The following is a 22,737-nucleotide window of genomic DNA, read 5'->3' as shown; positions in this document are numbered from 1 at the left end:
CCTGCTGCTTGGCGGCGGTGCCCGCTCCTCCCCGCGCCGGATCCTGCATGGGGGTGTCCCGCCACACCGCCGCCTTTCTCTTCGTATGGCGGTGCGACGGAAGCCCGGACGTCTCCCGGCGGACCCTTTCAGCAACCCGCCTCCCCGCCACCTCCGCCCGGCGCTTTCCCTTGTCCCTCCTCCCCCACCCGGGCCCTTGACCCGGGAGCTGGCTCTGCCGGGCTGCGGCCCGGGCGTCCCGTACAGGGGCGTTCCGTATAGAAAGCGCCCGTTCGGGCCAGACTTGGGCCTGCTGGTGCATTGTGCCAGCACCGGCAGGGGGAGCCATGGCAGGGTTCCACCCGCGCCCGGGCCGGCGCCGGCACCAGGGCAAGCGCCGGACCGCCTGCCGGGCTGGACGGAACCCGGATGGACGGGCGGCCACGCCCGCGCGGGGACGGCCGCCGCTCCGGCCTGGCCACCAACCGGCCGGGTCCCTGTCCCAGGGGACACCGGCCGGACCGGGGCGGGTCCGCCCCCGTGGACGCGGTTGCCAAGGCCCCCCGGCAGTGGGGAGGGTGAAGGGCATGGAGACGGCAAGGACCCTCGGGCGAGCTCTCCGCGCCACGCTGCTGGTGCTCGCCATGGGGGCCGCTGCCGGTGGTGCCTGGCCGGCGGCCGTCGCGCCGCCCCGCTCCGCGGCCGCGGAGCCGGTGGCGGTGGCCGGCGCCGCGGCCGCCTGGGCAGGCAACTTATGGGAACAGGTGCAGCGGCTCGACGACTTCGCGGCCTTTCTGGCGGCCGATACCCGCGCCCAGTGGCGCGGTGCCGCCGGCAGCCTGAGGGAGTGGGGGCAGGCGGCACTGCCCCGTCTAGACGACGCCGTCGCCGCGGTACGCGATGCCGTGGCAGCCACGGCGACCCCGGGCCAGCCCGTGTGGCAGGACCTTCGCCGGCAGCTGGCGGGCTGGTGGCCGCCGGCCCTGCCCCAGCTGAACCCGGGCGGGTGGAGCGTGCTGCCGGAGATTGCCGCCGGCGAGGCCTGGGCAACCCTGTCTCCCAGCGGCAAGGGGGAGGGGGCCGGTCCAGCGGATGACGCCGCGGGACCGGCCGGGCATGGCGGGCCATGGCCGGCAGGCGAAAGCATCCGCGCCTTCGCAGGCGCGGGGGTGGAGGCGGGGGCCGGGGCGGGCGGTGCCGTCACCGCCGGCGCCGGTCCCCTACCGGATCCGGTGGTACTGATTCCTGACGCCAGCCTGCGGGCCGAGGTCTCGGCGCAGGCACCAACCGGGCAGGGAGCCGCTGAGCAAGGCGGGCCGGCGGGCGGGGGCGGTTCCTCCCGAGGGGATGCCTCCGGGGAGGCGGGATCCGGTGCCGCCCCCGAGGGCGAGCCCCCCAGGCAGGAGGGTGCATCGACAGGCAGGGAGCGGGAGGAGACGACTGTTGACCGGGACGCGGGCGCCGCTGCAGCGGAGGCGGGCGCCTGGCCGAACTGGATCCCGGCCGTTGCTTCCTGGTACGGGCCTGGTTTTTATGGCCGGCCCACCGCCAGCGGCGAGATCTTCACCGGCCGGGAAATGACCGCGGCCCACCGGACGATGCCCTTCGGCACCGTGCTGCTGGTGACGTACCCCGAAACCGGCCGCAGCGTGCGGGTGCGCATCAACGACCGCGGGCCCTACGTGGAGGGCCGCGACCTGGACCTGTCGGAGGCGGCCGCCGAGGCCCTGGGCATGATCTCCGCCGGTGTGGCCCGGGTGATGTACCGCGTGCTGCGCTGGGGCGGGTGACGTTGGGGGCGCCCGGCAGGCAAGGGGGGCGCGGTCCAACCCGTCCCGCTACCGGGGCGCCGGGGCCGCCGCCGGGGTCGCCGCCGGGCGTGCCCCAGGGGCCGCCCCGTGGGCCCGTTTGCCCCACCACGGCGCGTTGACCCCGGCGGAAGGCCGCCGCTATAATGACGGCAAGCCAGCCACTGGCAGGCCAGCGGCCGCGACGGTTCCGGCCGCCGGCTCCGGTCCCGCTGGCACGACAATCGTTGCGACAAAGGCGACGAACGGGAGAGTAGGCGCGTTCCGCCGTCAGAGAGGGACCGTCGCCGGCTGGAAGCGGTCCCCGGCCGGGGCGTTGCCGAAGTGCACCCGGGAGCTGCGCGCCCAACGGCCGGATCTCCGGGCCGGGTTCGGCCCGGCCTGGATTCCGACGCCCCGGCCTGGCCGGGGCCTTCTGGCCGGCCCAGTAGGCGTCGTCGGATGCCCGCCGTTATCGGGTGCTGCCGGGCTCCCGCCTGGGCGGGATGCCACGGCCTCCGCCGGCGGTTCGGCTACGAGCCGGTGGAGGTGGTGGCCCGGGGGCCGGCAGGAGGGGGGTGACCGGCCGTCCCGCCGCCGGACCGGCACCCAATCAGAGTGGAACCGCGGGCCCTCCCGCCTCTGAAGGCGGAAGGGCCCTTTCATTTGGGGGTGGAGCCCATGCTGCGCCGCCTGCTGGAACGCCTGAGGGAAGACATCCAGGTGGTCTTCGAGCGCGACCCCGCCGCCCGCTCCGTCTGGGAGGTGGTCTTCTTCTACCCCGGGCTGCACGCCTTGTGGATGCACCGCATTGCCCACTGGTTCTACCGGCGCCGCCTGTACTTCATTGCCCGGGGAATATCCCACTTCTCCCGGTGGCTGACGGGGATCGAGATCCACCCCGGTGCCCGCATCGGGCGGCGGTGCTTCATCGACCACGGCCTGGGCGTGGTGATCGGGGAGACGGCGGAGATCGGTGACGACGTCACCATCTACCAGGGGGTCACCCTGGGTGGCACGGGGAAGGAGCGGGGCAAGCGTCATCCCACCCTGGGCAACGGCGTCCTGGTGGGAGTGGGGGCCAAGGTGCTGGGTGCTATCACCATCGGTGACAACTGCCGGATTGGGGCGGGCGCCGTGGTGGTGAAGCCGGTGCCCCCCAACTGCACGGTGGTGGGGATCCCGGGCAAGGTGGTGATCCGGGACGGCCGCCGCGTGGGGGTCGACCTGAACCACGGCGAGCTGCCCGACCCCGTGTCGGAAGCGATCCAGCGTCTGCAGGATTACATGGAAGAGCTGGAACACCGCCTGCTGACCCTGGAACAGGAAAGGGCGGCGCTGGAGCAGGAAAGGGCCGCGGCCACCCGCGAGCACGTTAACGGGGGACCGCAGGGCGCCGGGCGACCGGCCGCTGCGCCCGCGGCCCTTGAATCGGACGAACACGGCCGCCGGCCGGCGGGAGCGGCCTGCGGGCAGTAGCCGGGCGTGAAGGGGTCAAGGAAGGGGACAGAGGAAGGGGACGAGCATGGCCATTCAGATCTACAACACCCTGACAGGACAGAAGGAGCCGTTCGAGCCGCTGGAGCCCGGCCGGGTGCGGATGTACAACTGCGGCCCCACGGTCTACGACTACTTCCACGTAGGCAACCTGCGCACGTTCCTCTTCTTTGACGTGGTGCGCGGCTGGCTGGAGTACCGCGGGTACCGGGTTCGTTACATCCAGAACTTCACCGACATCGACGACAAGCTGATCCGCCGGGCGGCAGAGCGGGGGATCACCGTCAAGGAGCTGGCGGACGAGCAGATCCGGGCCTACTTCGAGGACGCCGACGCCCTGGGCATCGTCCGGGCCGACGTCCACCCGCGGGTCTCGGAGAAGATCGGGGCCATCATCGGCCTGATCCAGCGCCTGATCGACCAGGGTTATGCCTATGTCGCCAACGGCGACGTATTCTTCGACGTCTCCCGCTTCCGCGACTACGGCAAGCTCTCCGGCCAGCGTACCGAGCAGCTGCTGGCCGGCGCACGGGTCGAAGCCTCGGAGAACAAGCGCAACCCCCTGGATTTCGCCCTCTGGAAGGCCCAGAAACCGGGCGAACCCGCCTGGGACAGCCCCTGGGGGCCGGGGCGGCCCGGCTGGCACATCGAGTGCTCGGCCATGGCCATGGACGAGCTGGGCACCACGCTGGACATCCACTCGGGGGGCAGCGACTTGGTCTTCCCCCACCACGAGAACGAGATTGCCCAGAGCGAGGCGGCCACGGGCAAACCCTTCGCCCGCTATTGGATGCACGTGGCCCTGGTCCAGGTGGGCGGCCAGCGCATGGGCAAGTCCATGGGCAACTTCTGGCGGGTCCGGGACCTGCGCGCCCGCTTCCACCCCGAGGCGATCCGCCTGTTCATCCTCTCCGCCCACTACCGCAACCCCCTGGAGTTCAGCCTGGAAGCCCTTGAGCAGGCCGAGCGGGCACGCCAGCGCCTGACCAACTTCATCGCCCATCTGGAGCACCTGCTGGCGGTGGCGCCGGCGGGGGACGAACCGGCAGCTCGGGCGGCCTCCGGGGGCGCGCAGGGCGACCCGGCGGAAGCCCGCCGGAGCCAGGAGGGTCCCGGCAGCGCGGTGGGAACCGCGGCTGGGACCCCCGAGCGGGCGGGTGCGCCCGAGAGCAGCCTGGTGCCGGCGGCGCAGGTGGACTGGCCCGCGCGCCTGGCCCAGGCTCGCGCCGAGTTCGAGCAGGCCATGGACGACGACTTCAACACCGCCGACGCGCTGGCGGCCCTCTTCACCCTGGCCCGGGACGGCCACAAAGCGCTGGGGCCCGGCAGCCCGCGGGCCTGGATCCAGGCCACCCTGGACTTGATCCGGGATCTGGGGCGCCCCTTGCGCCTGTTCCGCACCGGCGCTGCGGGCGAACCGGCCGCCGATGCCCAGGCGCTGCTGGACCTGCTGGTGGAGGTACGCCAGTACGCCCGCTCCATCCGTGACTACGAGCTGGCCGACCGGATCCGCGACCGCCTGGCCGAACTGGGCTACATCCTGGAAGACACGCCGGCGGGGACGCGGGTGCGCCGCCGGGAGCACCCCGAGCCGCTGGCGCGGGGGGCGCGGCCGTGACGGCTCCGGCGGGGCGGGGCCGGGACAGGGGAGGAATCCGGGGCCCCCGGCGCCGGACCGCGACAGGGGGCGGCGCCGGGGGGCGCCCCCGCGCGGCGGCCCCCGGCGGGGCCGGGTTCCTCCAGGTGGAAGGGCGGCAGCCGGTGCTGGAGCTCCTGCGCAGCGGCCATCCCGTCCGGCACGTCTGGGTGGCCGCCGGGCGGCGGGGCTCGGCCCTGGCGGAGCTGGAGGCGCTGGCCCGCCGCCGGGGCGTACGGGTCACGGAGATCGATCTGGCGGAACTGCAGCGGCGCGCCCAGACCGAGGGGCACCAGGGGGTCATCGCCCTGGCGGCCCCCTTGCCGCAACCGGACCCACTGGATCTGCTGGAGGTGGCCGCCCGGCGGCGGGAGCCTCCTTTGCTGGTGATCTGCGCCGGGATCCAGGACCCGCACAATCTGGGTGCCGTCTTCCGCTCGGCGGAGGCGGCGGGGGCCCACGGCGCGGTGGTCCCGGTCCATCGCAGCGCGCCGCTGGGGCCCACGGCGTTCAAGAGCTCTGCCGGTGCTCTGGTGCACCTGGCGGTTGCCCAGGTGGCCAACCTCAATCAGGTGGTCCGCCGGTTCAAAGAACAAGGGGTCTGGGTGGTGGCGGCCGACCCGGGAGGGGCCCAGCCCTATGACCAGTGGGACTGGACCCAGCCCACGGCGCTGGTCCTGGGCAGCGAGGGCCGGGGCATCCCCCCGCTGCTGCTCCGCCAGTGCGACGGCCGGGTCTTCATCCCCATGGCCGGGAAGGTGGCGTCCCTCAACGTATCGGTGGCCGCGGGCATCCTGCTATTCGAGGCGGCGCGCCAGCGCCGGCAGCGCGGCGCGGCTCCCGGCGGAACCGGCGGCAGCGGTCCGGCAGGGGGAAGCGGGACCCACCCGCATCCTTGACGCTTGTCGAAGCACGCCAGTATAATGGCCTTGCGATTTGTCCACATGTAGATTCCGACCAGGAAGCTTTCCGTCCCGTAGGCGCCATCACCGGTCGGTATTTCCGCAACTTCGCGCATATCATGGGAGCAAAACCGGTTGTCGGGTACCCGCCCTCACGGTAAACCCTCGTCGCGCGCGGACCCCGCTAGCCGCCGTGACCCTGTCTGACGGAGGCGATGGAGACGGTGAACGCCCAGGCGCATGCGTCTTCACTGGTAGATCGGGATCTGGACCGGATGGAAGATGAAGAAATCGTCGAAATCGCCCGGCAGGGAAACCCGGAGGCGCTGGAATACCTCATCGGAAAGTACAAGAATTTCGTCCGCTCCAAAGCGCGCTCCTATTTTCTGGTGGGCGCCGACCGGGAAGACATCATCCAGGAGGGCATGATTGGGCTTTACAAGGCCATCCGTGATTTTCGCAGCGATAAGCTGTCGTCCTTCAGGGCCTTTGCTGAGCTTTGCATTACGCGCCAGATCATTACGGCCATCAAAACGGCCACGCGCCAGAAGCATATTCCCTTGAATTCTTATGTATCGCTCAATAAACCCATCTATGACGAGGATTCGGACCGAACCTTGCTGGATATCATCTCTGGCTCGCGGGTGACGGATCCGGAGGAGCTGTTCATCAGCCGGGAAGAGTTTGGCGACATCGAGCAGAAGATGGGCGAAATCCTGAGCGAGCTGGAGTGGCGCGTGCTCATCGCCTACCTGGATGGCAAATCGTATCAGGAGATTGCCGATGAGCTCAACCGGCACGTCAAGTCCATCGATAACGCCCTCCAGCGGGTCAAGCGGAAGCTGGAGCGCTATATCGAATCGCGCAATCAGCAGCTGGACCAGCCGGCCCGGGCTTGAAGCCCGGGCCGGCTGCACAGGCGGGGCAACCGGGCGGGGACCGGTCGGGGCGCGCAAGGAAGCCACGCGGGCAGGGGCCCGGGTCGGGGCGCGGGTGCGCGCCGGGAGCGCGCCGGCGCCGGTGCGGCTGGACTCCGCCAGGGCGGGTGCGGATGCGGTCCGGCATCGGGAGCACGGCCGGGAGCGCGGCGGCGCAGCCGAAGGGAGGCCCCTGTGGTCTCGCCGCATGGGTCGCCGGCCTGGATCCGGGAACTTCCCGGGCGGGCGCTGCTGCCCGGACGGCGGAGAGCCCCGGGAGCCAGTTGCGAGGGTGCGGCTCCCGTGGTATCATCGGTCTTGCGGTTGGATCCGTGCTGGCGTAGCTCAACGGTAGAGCAGCCGCCTTGTAAGCGGCAGGTTGTCGGTTCGAATCCGTCCGCCAGCTCCGATCGCCTTCCCCGGGGTCGCTTGACAGGCCTGATATAATGAAAATCGGCGTTCGGCCGAGCGGTCGCCCGGTGGGACGGCCGCGACGGGACGAGCGCAGGCATGGAGAGGTACCGAAGCGGCCAAACGGGGCAGACTGTAAATCTGCTGGCTTACGCCTTCGCTGGTTCGAATCCAGCCCTCTCCACACGACGCGGGGTAGAGCAGCCAGGTAGCTCGTCGGGCTCATAACCCGGAGGTCGTGGGTTCAAATCCCACCCCCGCAACCATTTGATTTGTATCTGTGGGCCTGTGAAGCGGCCCCGGGCTGCCGTAGCTCAGTCGGTAGAGCACAGCCATGGTAAGGCTGGTGTCGGCGGTTCGATTCCGCCCGGCAGCTCAAGGGAGTTGTGATGGCCCCCGCCGCGGCGCGGGGGCCACGCCGTTTTTCCCGCGGCGGGGCATCCTGAAGGGCGGGCGCCAGCGGTGGGCGGTGCGGGAAGCCCCCGTCGGCCAGGGACCCGGGGGCGGGGGCTCGTCCGGGCCCGGCCGGCTGGCCATTTCCTCCTCTGCCGTCCGCTTGTCCCACCCCATCCAGTTCAGTACAATAGAGCCGCTTATTTTGGGCGAATGCCTGCAATCTCCGTGCAGATCGGGAGGGTGTGGCCCCATGGCCAAGGCCAAGTTCGAGCGGACGAAGCCGCACGTGAACGTGGGGACCATCGGGCACGTGGACCACGGGAAGACGACGCTGACGGCGGCGATCACGAAGGTGCTGGCGAAGCAGGGGAAGGCGCAGTTTGTGGCCTACGACCAGATTGACAAGGCGCCGGAGGAGAAGGAACGCGGGATCACGATTTCGGTGTCGCACGTGGAGTACGAGACGGAGAACCGGCACTACGCGCACGTGGACTGTCCGGGGCACGCGGACTACGTGAAGAACATGATCACGGGCGCGGCGCAGATGGACGGCGCGATTCTGGTGGTGTCGGCGGCGGACGGGCCGATGCCGCAGACGCGGGAGCACATCTTGCTGGCGCGGCAGGTGGGCGTGCCGTACATCGTGGTGTTTTTGAACAAGGTGGACATGGTGGATGATCCGGAGCTTTTGGAGCTAGTGGAGCTGGAAGTGCGGGAGCTTCTGAGCCAGTATGACTTTCTGGGCGATGAGGTGCCGGTGATCAAGGGGTCGGCGCTGAAGGCGCTGGAAGGGGATGCGGAGGCGGAGCAGGCGATTTTGGAGCTGATGAAGGCGGTGGACACGTACGTTCCGACGCCGCAGCGGGACGTGGATAAGCCGTTCCTGATGCCGGTGGAGGACGTGTTCTCCATCACGGGCCGTGGCACGGTGGCGACGGGCCGCGTGGAGCGGGGCCGGGTGAAGGTGGGCGACGAGGTGGAGCTGGTGGGCTTCACCGACAAGCCGCGGAAGACGGTCGTGACGGGCGTGGAGATGTTCCGGAAGGTGCTGGACGAGGCGGTGGCGGGGACAACATCGGGTGCCTGCTGCGGGGGATCGACAAGGACGAGGTGGAACGGGGCCAGGTGCTGGCCAAGCCGGGGACGATCAACCCGCACAAGAAGTTCATGGGGAACGTGTACGTGCTGAAGAAGGAAGAGGGCGGGCGGCACACGCCGTTCTTCAACGGGTACCGGCCGCAGTTCTACTTCCGGACGACGGACGTGACGGGGGAGATCAAGCTGCCCGAGGGCGTGGAGATGTGCATGCCCGGGGACAACATCGAGATGACGGTGGAACTGATCACCCCCATCGCCATCGAGGAAGGGCTGCGGTTCGCCATCCGCGAGGGCGGCCGCACCGTGGGCGCCGGCGTCGTCACCAAGATCCTGGAGTAAGTCGCTGCCGGCGAGCAGGCAAGGCCATCCGGCGGCGAACGGGGCAGGCCGTCTTTGACAGGCGTCCTGCCCCGTGCTACATTCAGTGGGGCAAACGGCAGGGCCGCCTGCCCCGCTGCTCTTTCAGCCTGCCGGCCGCACCGGTACCTGTCCTCCCTGGTGCAGTGCACCGTCATCGCATCCTCGCGGTGAAGGCAGGGCGGGGCGGGTCCGGGCGGGCGGCCGTGGAGGAATGAGCCATGCGCGTCGTCATCAACCTGGAATGCAGCGAGTGCAAGCGGCGGAACTACGCCACCACCAAGAACAAGCGCACCCACACCTCGCGGCTGGAGCTGCGCAAGTACTGCAAGTGGTGCGGCCGTCACACCGTTCACCGCGAGACCCGTTAACCCTTGACGGTGGGGGCGAGGTCCGGAAGCGCCGGAGCGGGAGCTTGGCGGCAGGCGGCCTGTGCCCGAGGCCGGTGACGCCAGCGCCAGGCCCCGACCCGGTGCCGCCGGATGAACCCCACCCTTCCCGGAGACGTCCCGGCCGCATGACAGGGCCCCCCAGCCCCTTGCCGTGGTGCCGGCGATTGACCGCCGTGCAGGGGGCAGGTATAATCAAAGCGCTCCGGGTTTCTGTTCCGGGCTGTGGTCGTAGTTTGCGCCGTATTCGCAGGCCCGTAGCTCGAACTGGTTAGAGCGGCGGACTCCAAATCCGCAGGTTGGGGGTTCGAATCCCTCCGGGCCTGCCATCTTTCTATCCCCTTCCCAATGTCGCCCTGTGCCTGTGGTGCTGTTGCGCGCAGCGGAGGAACAGGCGCGTGGGCTGGGGACGTGGATTGCAAAACTTATCATGGTCAGGGCTTTCTTTTTTTGCCCTTGTGAGGTGACGGTGCCATGGCGCGGCAGCGCGGATCGGCCGCCCCGCCGGCGACGGGCAGCCGGCCGGCCGGGACGGCAGGAAGGGATGCAGCGATGGGCAGGCGGGTATCTGTGCGCGGGGCGGGGGAGAGGGTCGCCCGGTTCTTCCGCCAGACCGTAGCCGAGCTGCGCCGGGTGGTTTGGCCCAACCGCCAGCAGACCGTGACCTACACGGCGGTGGTGCTGGGCACCGTCGCCTTTCTGGCAGCCCTGATCTGGGTTGTGGATTTCGTTATCCGGCAGGTCATCCAGCTGGTTTTGCCGGGTTGATCCAGGGATTGACCCATGCCGGGTGGATCCCGGGGTTGATCCATCCTGGGTCGACTCCGGGCGAACCATCCCGGCTCGTCCGTCGCTGATCGCCGGGGCGGTACCCCGGCCTGGCCGGATCTGCCGGATCCTGGTGCGCCCGGCCGCACAGGCTGCCCGGTCCTACAGGGGACGGCTGTACGGCTACCGGCCGCGGGTGCGGGGGCTGGCCCCATGGGCCGCATGGGCACACCGGCTGGCCAGCATGGGCGCGCTGCGCGGGCAGCCTGCCGGAAAGCCCCGTGCCCCGGCCGGGTGGATTGCCCGGTCCACCGTGCCACGGGGCGTCCACGGCGCCACGGGGCCTGGGCCGGTAGGTGCCGGTGCGGCCGGTGGGTGCCGGTGCGCCGGCGCCCCTTCCTGGCTTGACCGGGCAAGCCTTCACGGCTCAGCCGCTGCCGACGCGGCGCCGCCTTTGTTGCGAAAGGGCCGGCCAATGCGATATGCCCGGCGAAGTGGTAAGGGGGCGGGCTGGTTCCGCTGCAGCCATTCCTGCTGCCGTCGCCGGCGGCCAGCCCGAGCCCGCAGCAAGCCCGGCCGGCTACAGGCGCCTGAACCAGGGCGGCACCGCCGGGCGAACCGGCGGCTGGGCGGGCGCGGCTGACCGGGCAAGGGTACCGGAGAGCCGGGGGATCAGGGCAGGCGCGGCAGGCGGTACCGGCACAAGGCGAAGGGGGTGACGGGTTCCTCGGGAACCCGCGACCATGGTGCGAGAGCGGCATGCGGAAGAATTCCTATCCGACGAACCGGGGACCGGCGGGGAGCTGGACGGGCCTGGCGCGGCAGGCCGCGGCGATGGAGCGGCAGGGGCCGCCGCGGGTGACGGCCCCGAGGCGGGCGACCGGGAAACGGCCCCGGGGAGCCCGGGCCAGCCGGCGACCCCGAGGGACCCCCGCCGGCAATGGTACGTGATCCACACCTACTCGGGATACGAGAACAAGGTCAAGGCGAACATCGAGAAGCGCGTGCGCACCATGGGCATGCAGGACAAGATCTTCGAGGTCCTTGTTCCCACCGAGGAGGCCATCGAGGTCAAAGACGGCAAGCGGCGTACCGTGCAGCGCAAGGTCTTCCCGGGCTACGTGCTGGTCGACATGATCATGACCGACGACTCCTGGTATGTGGTGCGCAACACGCCGGGGGTTACGGGCTTCGTGGGGGCCGGGAGCAAGCCCACGCCCCTGCTGCCCTCGGAGGTTGAGCAGATCCGCCGGCAGATGGGCGTCGACGAACCGCGGCCGCTCATCCGGTTCGAGGTGGGCGAGTCCGTCAAGGTGGCAGACGGGCCCTTCGAGGGCTTCATCGGCCAGGTGGAGACCATCGACCACCAAAAGGGCAAGCTGCGGGTCCTGGTCTCCATGTTCGGCCGGGAAACTCCGGTGGAGCTGGACTTCACCCAGGTCGAGAAGCTTTAATGGTGCAGTGACCGTGGCCGCCCGCCCGGTGCCGGCCGGCGGCTTCCGTGCGGTTCGGTGGGCCGGGCCCTGGTGCAGGCGCCGGCCGCGGGACCCGCGGCCGGCGGGCGGGACGCTGCGGGAGCGGGAGGAGAGGCGACGTGGCCAAGAAGGTCATCGGCAAGATCAAGCTGCAGATTCCGGCCGGCAAGGCCACACCGGCGCCGCCGGTCGGTCCGGCCTTGGGCCAGCATGGCGTCAACATCATGGCCTTCACCAAGGAGTTCAACGAGCGCACCAAGGACCAGGTGGGCTTGATCATCCCCGTGGAGATTACGGTCTACCAGGACCGGTCCTTTACCTTCATCACCAAGACGCCCCCGGCCTCCATCCTGCTGGCCCGGGCGGCGGGCGTCGAAAAGGGGTCTGGCACGCCCAACAAGAACAAGGTCGGCCGCGTCACCCGGAAGCAGATCCGGGAGATCGCGGAGCTCAAGATGCCCGATCTGAACGCGGCGGACGTGGAAGCCGCCATGCGGCTGATCGAGGGCACCGCCCGCAGCATGGGCATCGAAGTGGTCGAAGCCTGACGCGGGCCTAACCCGAGCCTGATCGGCCTGTTCCATGAATCACCTGTGGGAGACGGCTGCAAGGCCGTCGTCCGGACCACGGAGGTGGATCTTCCATGCCGAAGCACGGCAAGCGGTATCGGGGTGCGGCAGCCCAGGTGGACCGCCAGCGCCTCTACGAGCCCGAAGAGGCCCTGGCCAAGGTGAAGGAACTGGCCTCGGCCCGCTTTGACGAGACGGTGGAGGTGGCCCTGCGCCTGGGCGTGGATCCGCGCCACGCGGACCAGGTGGTGCGCGGCACCGTCACCCTGCCCCACGGTACCGGCCGGACCGTGCGGGTGCTGGTCTTTGCCAAGGGCGAGCCGGCCAAGGCAGCCGAGGCGGCCGGCGCTGACGTGGTGGGGGCGGAAGAGCTGGCCGAGCGCATCCAGCAGGGCTGGCTGGACTTCGACGTGGCCATCGCCACCCCCGACATGATGGGCGTGGTGGGGCGTTTGGGCCGCATCCTGGGCCCGCGCGGGCTGATGCCCAACCCCAAGACGGGGACCGTGACCTTCGAGGTGGCCGACGCGGTGCGGGAGTTCAAGGCCGGTAAGGTGGAGTTCCGCACCGACAAGGCGGGCAACGTCCACGTCCCCATCGGCAAGGTGTCCTTCACCGTCGAGCAGCTCAAGGAGAACCTGGATGCCCTGATCGAGGCCGTGGTGCGGGCCCGCCCCGCGGCAGCGAAGGGCCAGTACATCCGCTCGGTCACGGTGTCGTCCACCATGGGTCCGGGCATCCGGATCCGCCCGACGGCCGTCGGGCAGGTGGCCTGACATCTTTCGGCCCGAGGGCTTGCTCTGGGGCCGAAGTTCTGGTTTCTTTTCTTCACGGTGAGCACGGCGGGCGGGCCGCCAGGCCCGTGCGCCGCAAAGCGTTACCGGAGACAGCAGGTGCTTGTGCTTAAAGGGCCGTCCGGGCCCGCCTGCCGAGGTAACGGTGACAGCCGGTCAGGACAGGCCCCATCGGACGATGGAGGCGCCCCGGTCACTTCCGGTCATGCCTGCTGCCGGCCGTGCGGCCGGCGGGCGACCGCGGCGGGGCGCCGTGCCCGGTGGCCGCGGCCTCGTACCGCGGGGACGGGTTCGACCCGCCCGGTCCTGACTCGAACCAGTGCTGCAACCGTACCCCGGCGGGAGCCGCCGGGGTTTCTTGTTCCCCGGCACCGGGCGGTCCGGCCCGGAAGGGGGTGACACCTTGCTCAACAGGGCCCAGAAGGAAGCGCTGGTGGAAGACCTGGCAGGCAAGTTGCAGCGTGCCCAGGGCGTGATCCTTACGGATTTCCGCGGGCTGAACGTGGCCGCGACCACGGAGCTGCGCCGGCGCCTGCGCGCCCAGGGCGTGGAGTACCGGGTCATCAAGAACACCCTGATCCGCCGGGCGGCGGAGAAGGCAGGCATCGAGGGCCTGGATCCCTTGCTGGAGGGGCCCACGGCCCTGGCCTTCGGCTTCGACGATCCGGTGGTGGCGGCCAAGGAGCTTTCGCGCTTTGCCCGGGAGTACAACCAGCTGCAGATCAAGGGCGGCCTCCTGGACGGCCGGATCATCGGTGTCAAGGAGGTCCAGCAGCTGGCCGACCTGCCCTCCCGGGAGGAGTTGCTGGCCAAGGTCATGGGCGGCATGCAGGCGCCCCTGTACGGCCTGGCCGGCGTCCTGGCGGCCACTCTGCGGTCCTTCGTCTACGCCGTCGACGCGCTGCGGCGCCAGCGGGAGGCGCAGGCCTGAGCCGCCGCGCCCCGCTCAAGACCGGTAGCCGGACGGAATTCCGGCCACCCCAACATGACCCCACGAGGAGGGATTGCGGTGTCCAAGGTGCAGGAAGTGCTGGACATCGTGAAGGGTATGACCGTCCTGGAGCTGGCGGAGCTGGTCAAGAAGTTCGAGGAGGAGTTCGGCGTCTCCGCGGCGGCTCCGGTGGCGGTGGCCGCGCCCGCGGCCGCGGCGGGCGCCGCGGCTCCGGCGGCCGAGGAGGAGAAGACGGAGTTCAACGTCATCCTCAAGGACGTGGGCGCCAACAAGATCCAGGTCATCAAGGTCGTGCGCGAGCTGACGGGTCTCGGCCTGAAGGAAGCCAAGGACCTGGTGGACAACGCGCCCAAGCCGATCAAGGAGGGCGCCTCCAAGGAAGAGGCGGAGCAGATCAAGGCCAAGCTGGCCGAAGTGGGCGCCACGGTGGAGATCCAGTAAGACGCTGGGCTGCGGCGAGACGCTGGGCTGCGGCGCCGGTGCGGTCCTGCGGGGCGGCACCGGCGCCTTGTCCTTTGCAGGCCCGCATGCTGGCCCGCAGGCTGCCGGCGGGGTGCCGCCAACACGCCGCCAACAAAGAAGCCCACCCCAACCGGATGGGCCTTACCCTTTTGCTGCTGCGGGAAACCGTGGGACAGGCTGGCGGCATTGACAGGGGTATGGCCTTGCGCTAGCATTATACCTTGCCACTGTTATTGGTTTCCGTCAGTGGCAGGTGACCATGCACAAAAGACCCACCGACCCCGGGACGGTTCCCGGAGCCCGCACGACCATGGTGCCGCCATCCTTTGCCTGGTGGTTCGGCACCGGGACGCATAGTTCCTGCAAGTGGACTCCATGCTTGTGGCGAATTGCTTGCCGCCTTGATCCCTCTGGGGATGGGCCGCCTGTTTAAAGGGTATGAACCGGAGGTGACCGCAGGGAAGGGACCGGCCCGGGCGTTGCCGGGGCCGGGTGGTGGTCGAACCGGCGGCGCCGCTCCGGGCCGCCGGAGAGCGGCTGGCCCTGCCGTGCCGGGTGGCAGGGGCGGAAGGGCGCAACGATGGCGGATCCTCTGCCGAAGGGGTGTGAAGGCATGCCGCACGTGGTCAAGAGCGGGAAGCGCGAGCGGCTGAGCTTCGGGCGCATCCACGAAGTCCTGGACCTGCCCAACCTGATCGAGGTGCAGCTGAACTCCTACCGGTGGTTCCTCAACGAAGGCCTGAAGGAGACCTTCCAGGACATCTCGCCCATTCAGGACTTCACGGGCAACCTGGTGCTGGAGTTCGTGGACTATTCGCTGGGCGAGCCCAAGTATTCCGTCCAGGAGTGCAAGGACCGGGACGTCACCTACGCTGCGCCCATGCGGGTGAGGGTGCGCCTCATTAATAAGGAAACGGGCGAGGTCAAGGAGCAGGAGGTCTTCATGGGAGACTTCCCGCTGATGACCGAGCACGGCACCTTCGTGATCAACGGCGCCGAGCGCGTCGTGGTGAGCCAGCTGGTCCGCTCGCCGGGCGTCTACTACAGCGTGGATTATGACGCCAACGGCAACCCGCTCTATTCGGCCACGGTGATCCCCAACCGCGGCGCCTGGCTGGAGTTTGAAACCGATGCCAGCGGCGTGGTGTATGTGCGGGTCGACCGCACCCGGAAGCAGCCCGCCACCGTGCTGCTGCGGGCCCTGGGCTACCAGACCGATGCCGAGCTGCTGGAGCTGCTGGGCGATACCGAACACGTCCGGGCCACCCTGGACAAGGACAACACCGACTCCCAGGCCGAGGCCCTGATCGAGATCTACAAGCGCCTGCGGCCCGGGGAACCGCCCACCGACGAGAGCGCCCGCCAGCTTCTGGACAACCTGTTCTTCGACCCCAAGCGCTACGACCTGGCGGCCGTGGGCCGCTACAAGATGAACAAGAAGCTCAACCTGCGGGCGCGGCTCATCGGCCTTTACGCCGCGGAAGACGTGGTGGATCCCCAGACGGGGGAGCGGATCGTGGAGGCGGGCCAGCGGTTCGACCGCCAGCTGGCCCAGCGGATCCAGGCGGCCGGCGTGCGCCGGGTGCGGGTGCGCACCCCCGAGGACCGCGAGGTGGTGGTCCTGGGCAACGGCCAGCCCGACACCACGATCCGTACCCTGACCCGGGAAGACATCGCCGCCATCATCAACTACGCCTTCGGCCTGTTTGCCGGCGTCGGCACCACCGACGACATCGACCATCTGGGCAACCGCCGCCTGCGCTCGGTGGGCGAGCTCCTGCAGAACCAGTTCCGCATCGGCCTGGCGCGGATGGAGCGGGTCATCAAGGAGCGCATGAGCATCCAGGACGCCGACGCCATCACGCCCCAGGCGCTGATCAACATCCGGCCCGTGGTGGCGGCGGTCAAGGAGTTCTTCGGCTCCAGCCAGCTCAGCCAGTTCATGGACCAGACGAACCCGCTCTCCGAGCTCACCCACAAGCGCCGGCTGTCGGCCCTGGGGCCCGGCGGCCTGAGCCGGGAGCGGGCCGGGTTCGACGTGCGCGACGTGCACCACTCCCACTACGGGCGCATGTGCCCCATCGAGACGCCGGAAGGTCCCAACATCGGCTTGATCGGCGCCATGGCGACCTATGCCCGGGTGAACGAGTACGGCTTCATCGAGACGCCCTACCGGCGGGTGGAAAAGGGCCGGGTGACCGACGACGTGGTCTACCTCACGGCCGATGAGGAGGACGAGTGCGTCATCGCCCAGGCCAACGCCGAGCTGGATGAGAACGGGTACTTCAAGGAGAAGCGGGTGGCCGTGCGCTTCCGCGACGAGGTGCGCCTGGCCGCGCCCGAAGAGATCGACTACATGGACGTCTCGCCCAAGCAGGTGTTCTCCATCGCGACGGCGCTGATCCCGTTCCTGGAGCACGACGACGCCAACCGCGCCCTGATGGGGGCCAACATGCAGCGCCAGGCGGTCCCCCTGATCCGGACCGAGGCCCCCTTGGTGGGCACGGGCGTCGAGTACCGCACCGCCGTGGACTCGGGGGTGGTGATCACCGCCCGCCGGGCGGGCACCGTGCGGCGGGTGACGGCCCGCGAGATCGTGGTCGAAACCGAGGACGGCCAGCGGGACACGTACCATCTGATGAAGTTCGAGCGGTCCAACCAGGGCACGTGCTTCAACCAGCGGCCGCTGGTGCGCAAGGGCCAGCGGGTGGAGAAGGGCGACGTCCTGGCCGACGGCCCCTCCACCGACCACGGCGAGCTGGCCCTGGGCCGCAACGTGCTGGTGGCCTTCATGCCCTGGGAGGGCTACAACTACGAGGATGCCATCCTGATCAGCGAGCGACTGGTCAAGGATGACGTCTTCACCTCGATCCACATCGAGGAGTACGAGTGCGAGGCGCGCGACACCAAGCTGGGGCCGGAAGAGATCACCCGCGACATCCCCAACGTGGGCGAAGACCAGCTGCGCGACCTGGACGAGCGCGGCCTCATCCGCATCGGGGCCGAGGTCCGGGCAGGGGACATCCTGGTGGGCAAGGTGACGCCCAAGGGCGAGACCGAGTTGACGGCGGAGGAGCGCCTGTTGCGGGCCATCTTCGGCGAGAAGGCCCGGGAGGTGCGGGATACCTCCCTGCGGGTGCCCCACGGCGAGAGCGGCATCGTCGTCGACGTCAAGGTGTTCTCCCGCGAGAACGGCGACGAGCTGGCGCCGGGCGTCAACCAGCTGGTCCAGGTCTACGTGGCCCAGAAGCGCAAGATCTCCGAGGGCGACAAGATGGCCGGCCGCCACGGCAACAAGGGCGTCATCGCCCGCATCATGCCGGAGGAAGACATGCCCTTCCTCCCCGACGGCACGCCGGTCGACATCGTCCTTAACCCTCTGGGTGTGCCCTCGCGCATGAACATCGGCCAGATCCTGGAGTGCCACCTGGGCTGGGCGGCCAAGGCCCTGGGGCTGTGGGTGGCGACCCCGGTGTTCGACGGCACGGACGAGGAGAGCATCCGGGAGCTCCTGCGCAAGGCGGGCCTGCCCGAGTCGGGCAAGACCGTGCTGTATGACGGCCGCACCGGCGAGCCCTTCGACAACGAGGTGACGGTGGGCTACGTGTACATGCTCAAGCTGGCCCACCTGGTGGACGACAAGATCCACGCCCGCTCCACCGGGCCGTACTCGCTGGTCACCCAGCAGCCCCTGGGCGGCAAGGCCCAGTTCGGCGGCCAGCGCTTCGGCGAGATGGAGGTGTGGGCCCTCGAGGCCTACGGCGCCGCCTACACCCTGCAGGAACTGCTGACCGTCAAGTCCGACGACGTGGTAGGCCGTGTGAAGACGTACGAGGCCATCGTCAAGGGCGAGAACGTGCCCGAGCCGGGCGTGCCCGAGTCCTTCAAGGTCCTGATCAAGGAGATGCAGAGCCTGGGTCTGGACGTGAAGATCCTGAGCGAGGACAACCGGGAGATCGTGTTGCGGGAGGACGAGGAAGCCGCCGACACCGGCAGCGAGCTGGATCTGGACCTGGGCGAGCTGGCCCGGGCCGGCGCCCGGGTGCGGGCGGGCCGGCGGGCGGCCGAGGCCGGTTCGTACGACGAGGGTGACGGGTACGGCGATTATGACGGGGCCGGCGACGAAGGCCTGGAAGGCGACGAGGCCGGTGAGGGCGACTGGGGGGACAGCCCGGACGCCTATGACGACACCGACCTGGATGCCGGCTTCGACCTCGCTGACGTGGGCGACGACGCGGCGCACGAACCCGGCGACGGGGAGGACGAGGCGGGCGCGCCCGGTGACGAGGACGACGACGACCTGCGGGCCAGCGGAGGGGGCGAGTGAGGCATGAAGACCATCGAGAGCTTCCAGGACCGCATCGGCGACGGGCTTGCCCAGGACGTCAACCACTTTGACGCCATCCGCATCAGCCTGGCCTCGCCCGAGAAGATCCGGGAGTGGTCCAAGGGCGAGGTGAAGAAGCCCGAGACCATCAACTACCGCACCCTGAAGCCGGAGCGGGACGGCCTCTTCTGCGAGCGCATCTTCGGCCCGACCAAGGACTGGGAGTGCCACTGCGGCAAGTACAAGCGCGTCCGCTACAAGGGCATCGTCTGCGACCGCTGCGGCGTCGAGGTGACGCAGGCCAAGGTCCGCCGCGAGCGCATGGGGCACATCGAGCTGGCGGCGCCCGTCTGCCACATCTGGTACTTCAAGGGCATCCCCTCGCGGCTGGGCCTGCTTCTGGACATGTCGCCCCGGGCCCTGGAGCGGGTGCTCTACTTCGCCGCGTACGTGGTCATCGACCCGGGCGAGACGGCGCTGATGGAGAAGCAGCTGCTGACGGAGACGGAGTACCGGGAGGCCCGGGAGAAGTACGGCAACGCCTTCCGCGCCGGCATGGGCGCCGAGGCGGTCAAGGAGCTTCTGGAGCGCATCGACCTGGACGAACTGGCCGAGGAGCTGCGGGCCGAGATCCGCAACTCCAGCGGCCAGCGCCGCCTGCGGGCCGTCCGGCGGCTGGAGGTGGTCGAAGCCTTCCGCAAGTCGGGCAACGACCCGACCTGGATGATCCTCGAGGCCATCCCGGTCATCCCGCCCGACCTGCGGCCCATGGTCCAGCTGGACGGCGGCCGCTTCGCCACCTCCGACCTCAACGACCTCTACCGGCGGGTGATCAACCGCAACAACCGGCTCAAGCGGCTGCTGGACCTGGGCGCGCCGGACATCATCGTCCGCAACGAGAAGCGCATGCTGCAGGAGGCGGTGGACGCCCTGATCGACAACGGCCGGCGCGGCCGGCCGGTCACGGGTCCGGGTAACCGGCCCCTCAAGTCCCTGTCCGACATGCTCAAGGGCAAGCAGGGCCGCTTCCGCCAGAACCTGCTGGGCAAGCGCGTGGACTACTCGGGCCGCTCGGTCATCGTGGTGGGCCCGCGGCTCAAGATGCACCAGTGCGGCTTGCCGAAGGAGATGGCGCTGGAGCTGTTCAAGCCCTTCGTCATGAAGCGGCTGGTGCAGCTGGGTTACGCCCATAACATCAAGAGCGCCAAGCGCATGGTGGAGCGGGTGCGGGACGAGGTCTGGGACGTCCTGGAGGAGGTCATCAAGGAGCACCCCGTCCTGCTCAACCGCGCGCCCACCCTGCACCGCCTGGGCATCCAGGCCTTCGAGCCGGTGCTGGTGGAGGGCCGCGCCATCCAGATCCACCCGCTGGTCTGCACGGCGTACAACGCCGACTTCGACGGCGACCAGATGGCGGTGCACGTGCCCCTGTCGGCGGAGGCCCAGGCCGAGGCCCGGGTCCTCATGATGTCGATCCACAACCTGCTGAACCCCAAGGACGGCAAGCCCGTGGTGACGCCCACCCAGGACATGGTGCTGGGTTCCTTCTACCTGACCCTGGAGCGGGAGGGCGCCCGGGGCGAGGGCCGGGTCTTCAGCTCGGCCGATGAGGTGCTGCTGGCCTACCAGCTCAAGCAGGTGGAGGTCCACGCCCGGATCAAGGCGCGGGTGGAGACGGCCCAGGGGCGGCGGTTGCTGGAGACCACGGTGGGCCGGGTGATCTTCAACGAGGCCCTGCCCGTGGAACTCCGGTTCGTCAACGAGGTGGTCGACAAGAAGAAGCTGGGCGACATCGTGGCCGAGAGCTTCCGGCGCCTGGGTTACGCCAAGACGGTGGAGATGCTGGACGCCGTCAAGGAACTGGGCTTCCGCTTCGCCACCCAGGCCGGGGCGTCCATCGCCATCGGGGACGTGAAGATCCCCGAGCGCAAGGCCGAGTACATCGCCGAGGCCGAAGCCCAGGTGGAGCAGGTGGAGAGCCAGTACCGCCGGGGCCTGATCAGCGCCGAAGAGCGCTATCAGAAGATCATCGACATCTGGAACCGGACGAAGGACAAGGTGACCCAGGAGCTGACCCAGGTCCTGGACTACTTCAACCCGGTCTACATGATGGCCATCTCCGGCGCCCGGGGCAACCTGACCCAGATCGCCCAGCTGGGCGGCATGCGCGGGCTGATGACCGACCCCTCGGGCCGGATCATCGAGCAGCCGGTGCGGGCCAACTTCCGGGAAGGCCTCACGGTCTTGGAGTACTTCACCTCCACCCACGGCGCCCGCAAGGGCCTGGCCGACACGGCCCTGCGCACGGCGGACTCCGGTTACCTGACCCGGCGCCTGGTGGACGTGTCCCAGGACGTCATCGTCCGGGAGGAAGACTGCGGCACCACCGAGGGCATCACGGTGTCGGAGATCCGCGACGGGGAGGAAGTGATCGAATCCCTGCAGGACCGCATCGTGGGGCGCATCGCCGTCCGCGACGTGGTGCACCCCGGGACGGGCGAGGTCATCGTGCCTGCGGGTGAGGAGATCGACGAGGACCGGGCCCAGGCCATCGTGGACGCCGGCATCGAGCAGGTGGAGATCCGCTCGGTCCTGGCCTGCCGCTCGCGCTACGGCGTCTGCGCCCGCTGCTACGGGCGCGACCTGGCGACGGGCAAGATGGTCAACATCGGCGAGGCGGTGGGGACCATCGCCGCCCAGTCCATCGGCGAGCCGGGCACCCAGCTGACCATGCGCACCTTCCACACCGGCGGCGTGGCCGGCGAGGACATCACCCAGGGCCTGCCGCGGGTCGAGGAGCTCTTCGAGGCCCGCAAGCCCAAGGGCCAGGCGGTGATGACGGAGGTCGGCGGCACGGTCAAGGTAGTTGAGACCAAGCAGCGCCGCGAGGTGCGGGTCATCAGCGACGACGGCACCTGGGAGGCCTACACCGTGCCCTTCGGTGCCCGCCTCCTGGTCCGCGACGGGGACCGGGTGGAACCCGGCGACGTGCTGACCGAGGGGCCTATCAACCCCCACGACATCCTCAAGGTGCGGGGCGTGCAGGCCGTCCAGCTCTACCTGCTGCAGGAAGTCCAGAAGGTCTATCGCATGCAGGGCGTGGACATCAACGACAAGCACATCGAGATCATCATCCGCCAGATGATGCGCAAGGTGAAGGTGGAGGACGCCGGGGACACCGACCTCTTGCCGGGCGGCCTGGTCGACGTCTTTGAGCTGGAGGAGGCCAACGCCCAGCTGCCCGAGGGAGCGCGGCCGGCCACGGCCCGGCCGGTGCTGCTCGGCATCACCAAGGCGGCGCTGGCCACGGAGTCCTTCCTCTCCGCGGCCTCCTTCCAGGAAACCACCCGGGTCCTGACGGAGGCGGCCATCAAGGGGAAGACCGACCCCCTGCTGGGCCTCAAGGAGAACGTCATCATCGGCAAGCTGATCCCGGCCGGAACCGGGATGAGCCGCTATCGCCGGATGCAGATCCTGGTCGAAGGCAGGACCGAGCGGGAGGTCATGGCCCAGGCCCGCCGCAGTGAGACCCTGGCGGCCCGCGCCCTGGGCGAGGACGGCGCGGTGGCCGCCGCCGGCGACGGGGCGCTGGACGGCACCGCCAACGGGCACGTGCTCCCCCAGGCCCTGGCCGCGGGCAGTGACGGGGCCGCGCTGCTGGAGGAGGCTGCCGGCACCGCCGGTCCGGGTGCGTGCGACGGCCCGCTGGCGGAGGAACCCGGCGCCGGGGAAGGCCCGGAGGCCGGCGATGCCGGGGTGGCCGGCGACGAGCCCGCCGCGGAATGACCCGGCGGGCCGGTCGTGGGGCGGGCAGGCCCGCCCTGAGTCGGGTACTGCGGCCGTGAAGCGGGCCGGCCCGCCCTGAGGCGGGCGGTGCGTCCCTGAGGCGCCACCCCGCCGCCCCGCCAGGCGGTCCGACGGCGAGGCGGCTCGCGTTGACACTGAAAAAGGGCCGGTGCTACACTTACCTAGTGTGTTTTGGCCTGATGAATCGGGGGCGGCGGGAGGCCGGTCGCACGAA

At 69.8% G+C, this 22,737-nt stretch carries 14 protein-coding genes, 5 tRNA genes and 1 pseudogene; all 20 read left to right on the top strand.

What is annotated here, in order from left to right:
* Positions 1–566: 566 nt before the first annotated feature.
* The 20 genes and pseudogenes from DYI95_RS11615 (at position 567) to rpoC (ending at position 22,502) form a co-directional block, all read left to right on the top strand.
* The gene (locus DYI95_RS11615; RefSeq protein ID WP_203530656.1) at positions 567–1,769 is read left to right on the top strand and encodes a septal ring lytic transglycosylase RlpA family protein; all 1,203 of its coding nucleotides are present in this window, start codon (positions 567–569) and stop codon (positions 1,767–1,769) included.
* A 678-nt stretch (positions 1,770–2,447) separates the two neighbouring features.
* On the top strand, positions 2,448–3,245 hold the full coding sequence (cysE, locus tag DYI95_RS11610) for a serine O-acetyltransferase (protein WP_116899877.1): 798 nt from the start codon (positions 2,448–2,450) through the stop codon (positions 3,243–3,245).
* Positions 3,246–3,297: 52 nt separating this feature from the next.
* On the top strand, positions 3,298–4,881 hold the full coding sequence (gene cysS / locus DYI95_RS11605; protein ID WP_243149994.1) for a cysteine--tRNA ligase: 1,584 nt from the start codon (positions 3,298–3,300) through the stop codon (positions 4,879–4,881).
* A 125-nt stretch (positions 4,882–5,006) separates the two neighbouring features.
* Entirely contained in the window at positions 5,007–5,798 is a 792-nt protein-coding gene (gene rlmB / locus DYI95_RS11600) for a 23S rRNA (guanosine(2251)-2'-O)-methyltransferase RlmB (RefSeq protein WP_243149767.1), read from the top strand.
* Between the two features lie 218 nt (positions 5,799–6,016).
* On the top strand, positions 6,017–6,700 hold the full coding sequence (sigH, locus tag DYI95_RS11595) for an RNA polymerase sporulation sigma factor SigH (RefSeq protein WP_371731877.1): 684 nt from the start codon (positions 6,017–6,019) through the stop codon (positions 6,698–6,700).
* Between the two features lie 352 nt (positions 6,701–7,052).
* Positions 7,053–7,124 (top strand) — tRNA-Thr (locus DYI95_RS11590).
* 106 nt (positions 7,125–7,230) lie between these two features.
* Positions 7,231–7,313, top strand: a tRNA-Tyr gene (locus DYI95_RS11585).
* Between the two features lie 5 nt (positions 7,314–7,318).
* A tRNA-Met gene (locus DYI95_RS11580) sits at positions 7,319–7,395 on the top strand.
* A gap of 37 nt (positions 7,396–7,432) precedes the next feature.
* Positions 7,433–7,505, top strand: a tRNA-Thr gene (locus tag DYI95_RS11575).
* A 270-nt stretch (positions 7,506–7,775) separates the two neighbouring features.
* Positions 7,776–8,962, top strand: a pseudogene (gene tuf, locus DYI95_RS11570) (elongation factor Tu).
* A 239-nt stretch (positions 8,963–9,201) separates the two neighbouring features.
* Positions 9,202–9,351 carry a 50S ribosomal protein L33 gene (rpmG, locus tag DYI95_RS11565; protein ID WP_006902818.1) on the top strand — a complete coding sequence of 50 codons (150 nt, stop codon included), beginning with the start codon at positions 9,202–9,204 and terminating at the stop codon, positions 9,349–9,351.
* A gap of 269 nt (positions 9,352–9,620) precedes the next feature.
* A tRNA-Trp gene (locus DYI95_RS11560) sits at positions 9,621–9,698 on the top strand.
* Between the two features lie 223 nt (positions 9,699–9,921).
* Positions 9,922–10,137, top strand: coding sequence for a preprotein translocase subunit SecE (secE, locus tag DYI95_RS11555; RefSeq protein WP_243149766.1), 216 nt, complete (start codon positions 9,922–9,924; stop codon positions 10,135–10,137).
* A gap of 947 nt (positions 10,138–11,084) precedes the next feature.
* On the top strand, positions 11,085–11,591 hold the full coding sequence (gene nusG, locus DYI95_RS11550; protein ID WP_040826565.1) for a transcription termination/antitermination protein NusG: 507 nt from the start codon (positions 11,085–11,087) through the stop codon (positions 11,589–11,591).
* Between the two features lie 140 nt (positions 11,592–11,731).
* A complete protein-coding gene (rplK, locus tag DYI95_RS11545; RefSeq protein ID WP_116899623.1) occupies positions 11,732–12,160 on the top strand; it encodes a 50S ribosomal protein L11 in 429 nt (142 codons plus the stop codon).
* Between the two features lie 95 nt (positions 12,161–12,255).
* Positions 12,256–12,957: a 50S ribosomal protein L1 gene (gene rplA / locus DYI95_RS11540; protein ID WP_116899624.1), complete on the top strand. Its 702-nt coding sequence runs from the start codon at positions 12,256–12,258 to the stop codon at positions 12,955–12,957.
* A gap of 421 nt (positions 12,958–13,378) precedes the next feature.
* A complete protein-coding gene (gene rplJ / locus DYI95_RS11535) occupies positions 13,379–13,906 on the top strand; it encodes a 50S ribosomal protein L10 (RefSeq protein ID WP_006902823.1) in 528 nt (175 codons plus the stop codon).
* Positions 13,907–13,984: 78 nt separating this feature from the next.
* Positions 13,985–14,368 (top strand): 50S ribosomal protein L7/L12, encoded by a 384-nt coding sequence (gene rplL / locus DYI95_RS11530; protein ID WP_006902824.1) that lies wholly within the window; start codon positions 13,985–13,987, stop codon positions 14,366–14,368.
* A gap of 634 nt (positions 14,369–15,002) precedes the next feature.
* Positions 15,003–18,716, top strand: a complete 3,714-nt coding sequence (gene rpoB / locus DYI95_RS11525; RefSeq protein WP_116899625.1) for a DNA-directed RNA polymerase subunit beta — start codon at positions 15,003–15,005, stop codon at positions 18,714–18,716.
* Positions 18,717–18,719: 3 nt separating this feature from the next.
* Positions 18,720–22,502, top strand: a complete 3,783-nt coding sequence (rpoC, locus tag DYI95_RS11520) for a DNA-directed RNA polymerase subunit beta' (protein ID WP_116899626.1) — start codon at positions 18,720–18,722, stop codon at positions 22,500–22,502.
* Positions 22,503–22,737 lie beyond the last annotated feature (235 nt).

Origin of the sequence: Thermaerobacter sp. PB12/4term, assembly GCF_003403315.2 — a bacterium.
GTDB lineage: Bacteria > Bacillota > Sulfobacillia > Thermaerobacterales > Thermaerobacteraceae > Thermaerobacter.
The sequence above is the reverse complement of the archived record's forward strand: the minus strand, read 5'-3'. Positions and strand labels throughout refer to the sequence as shown.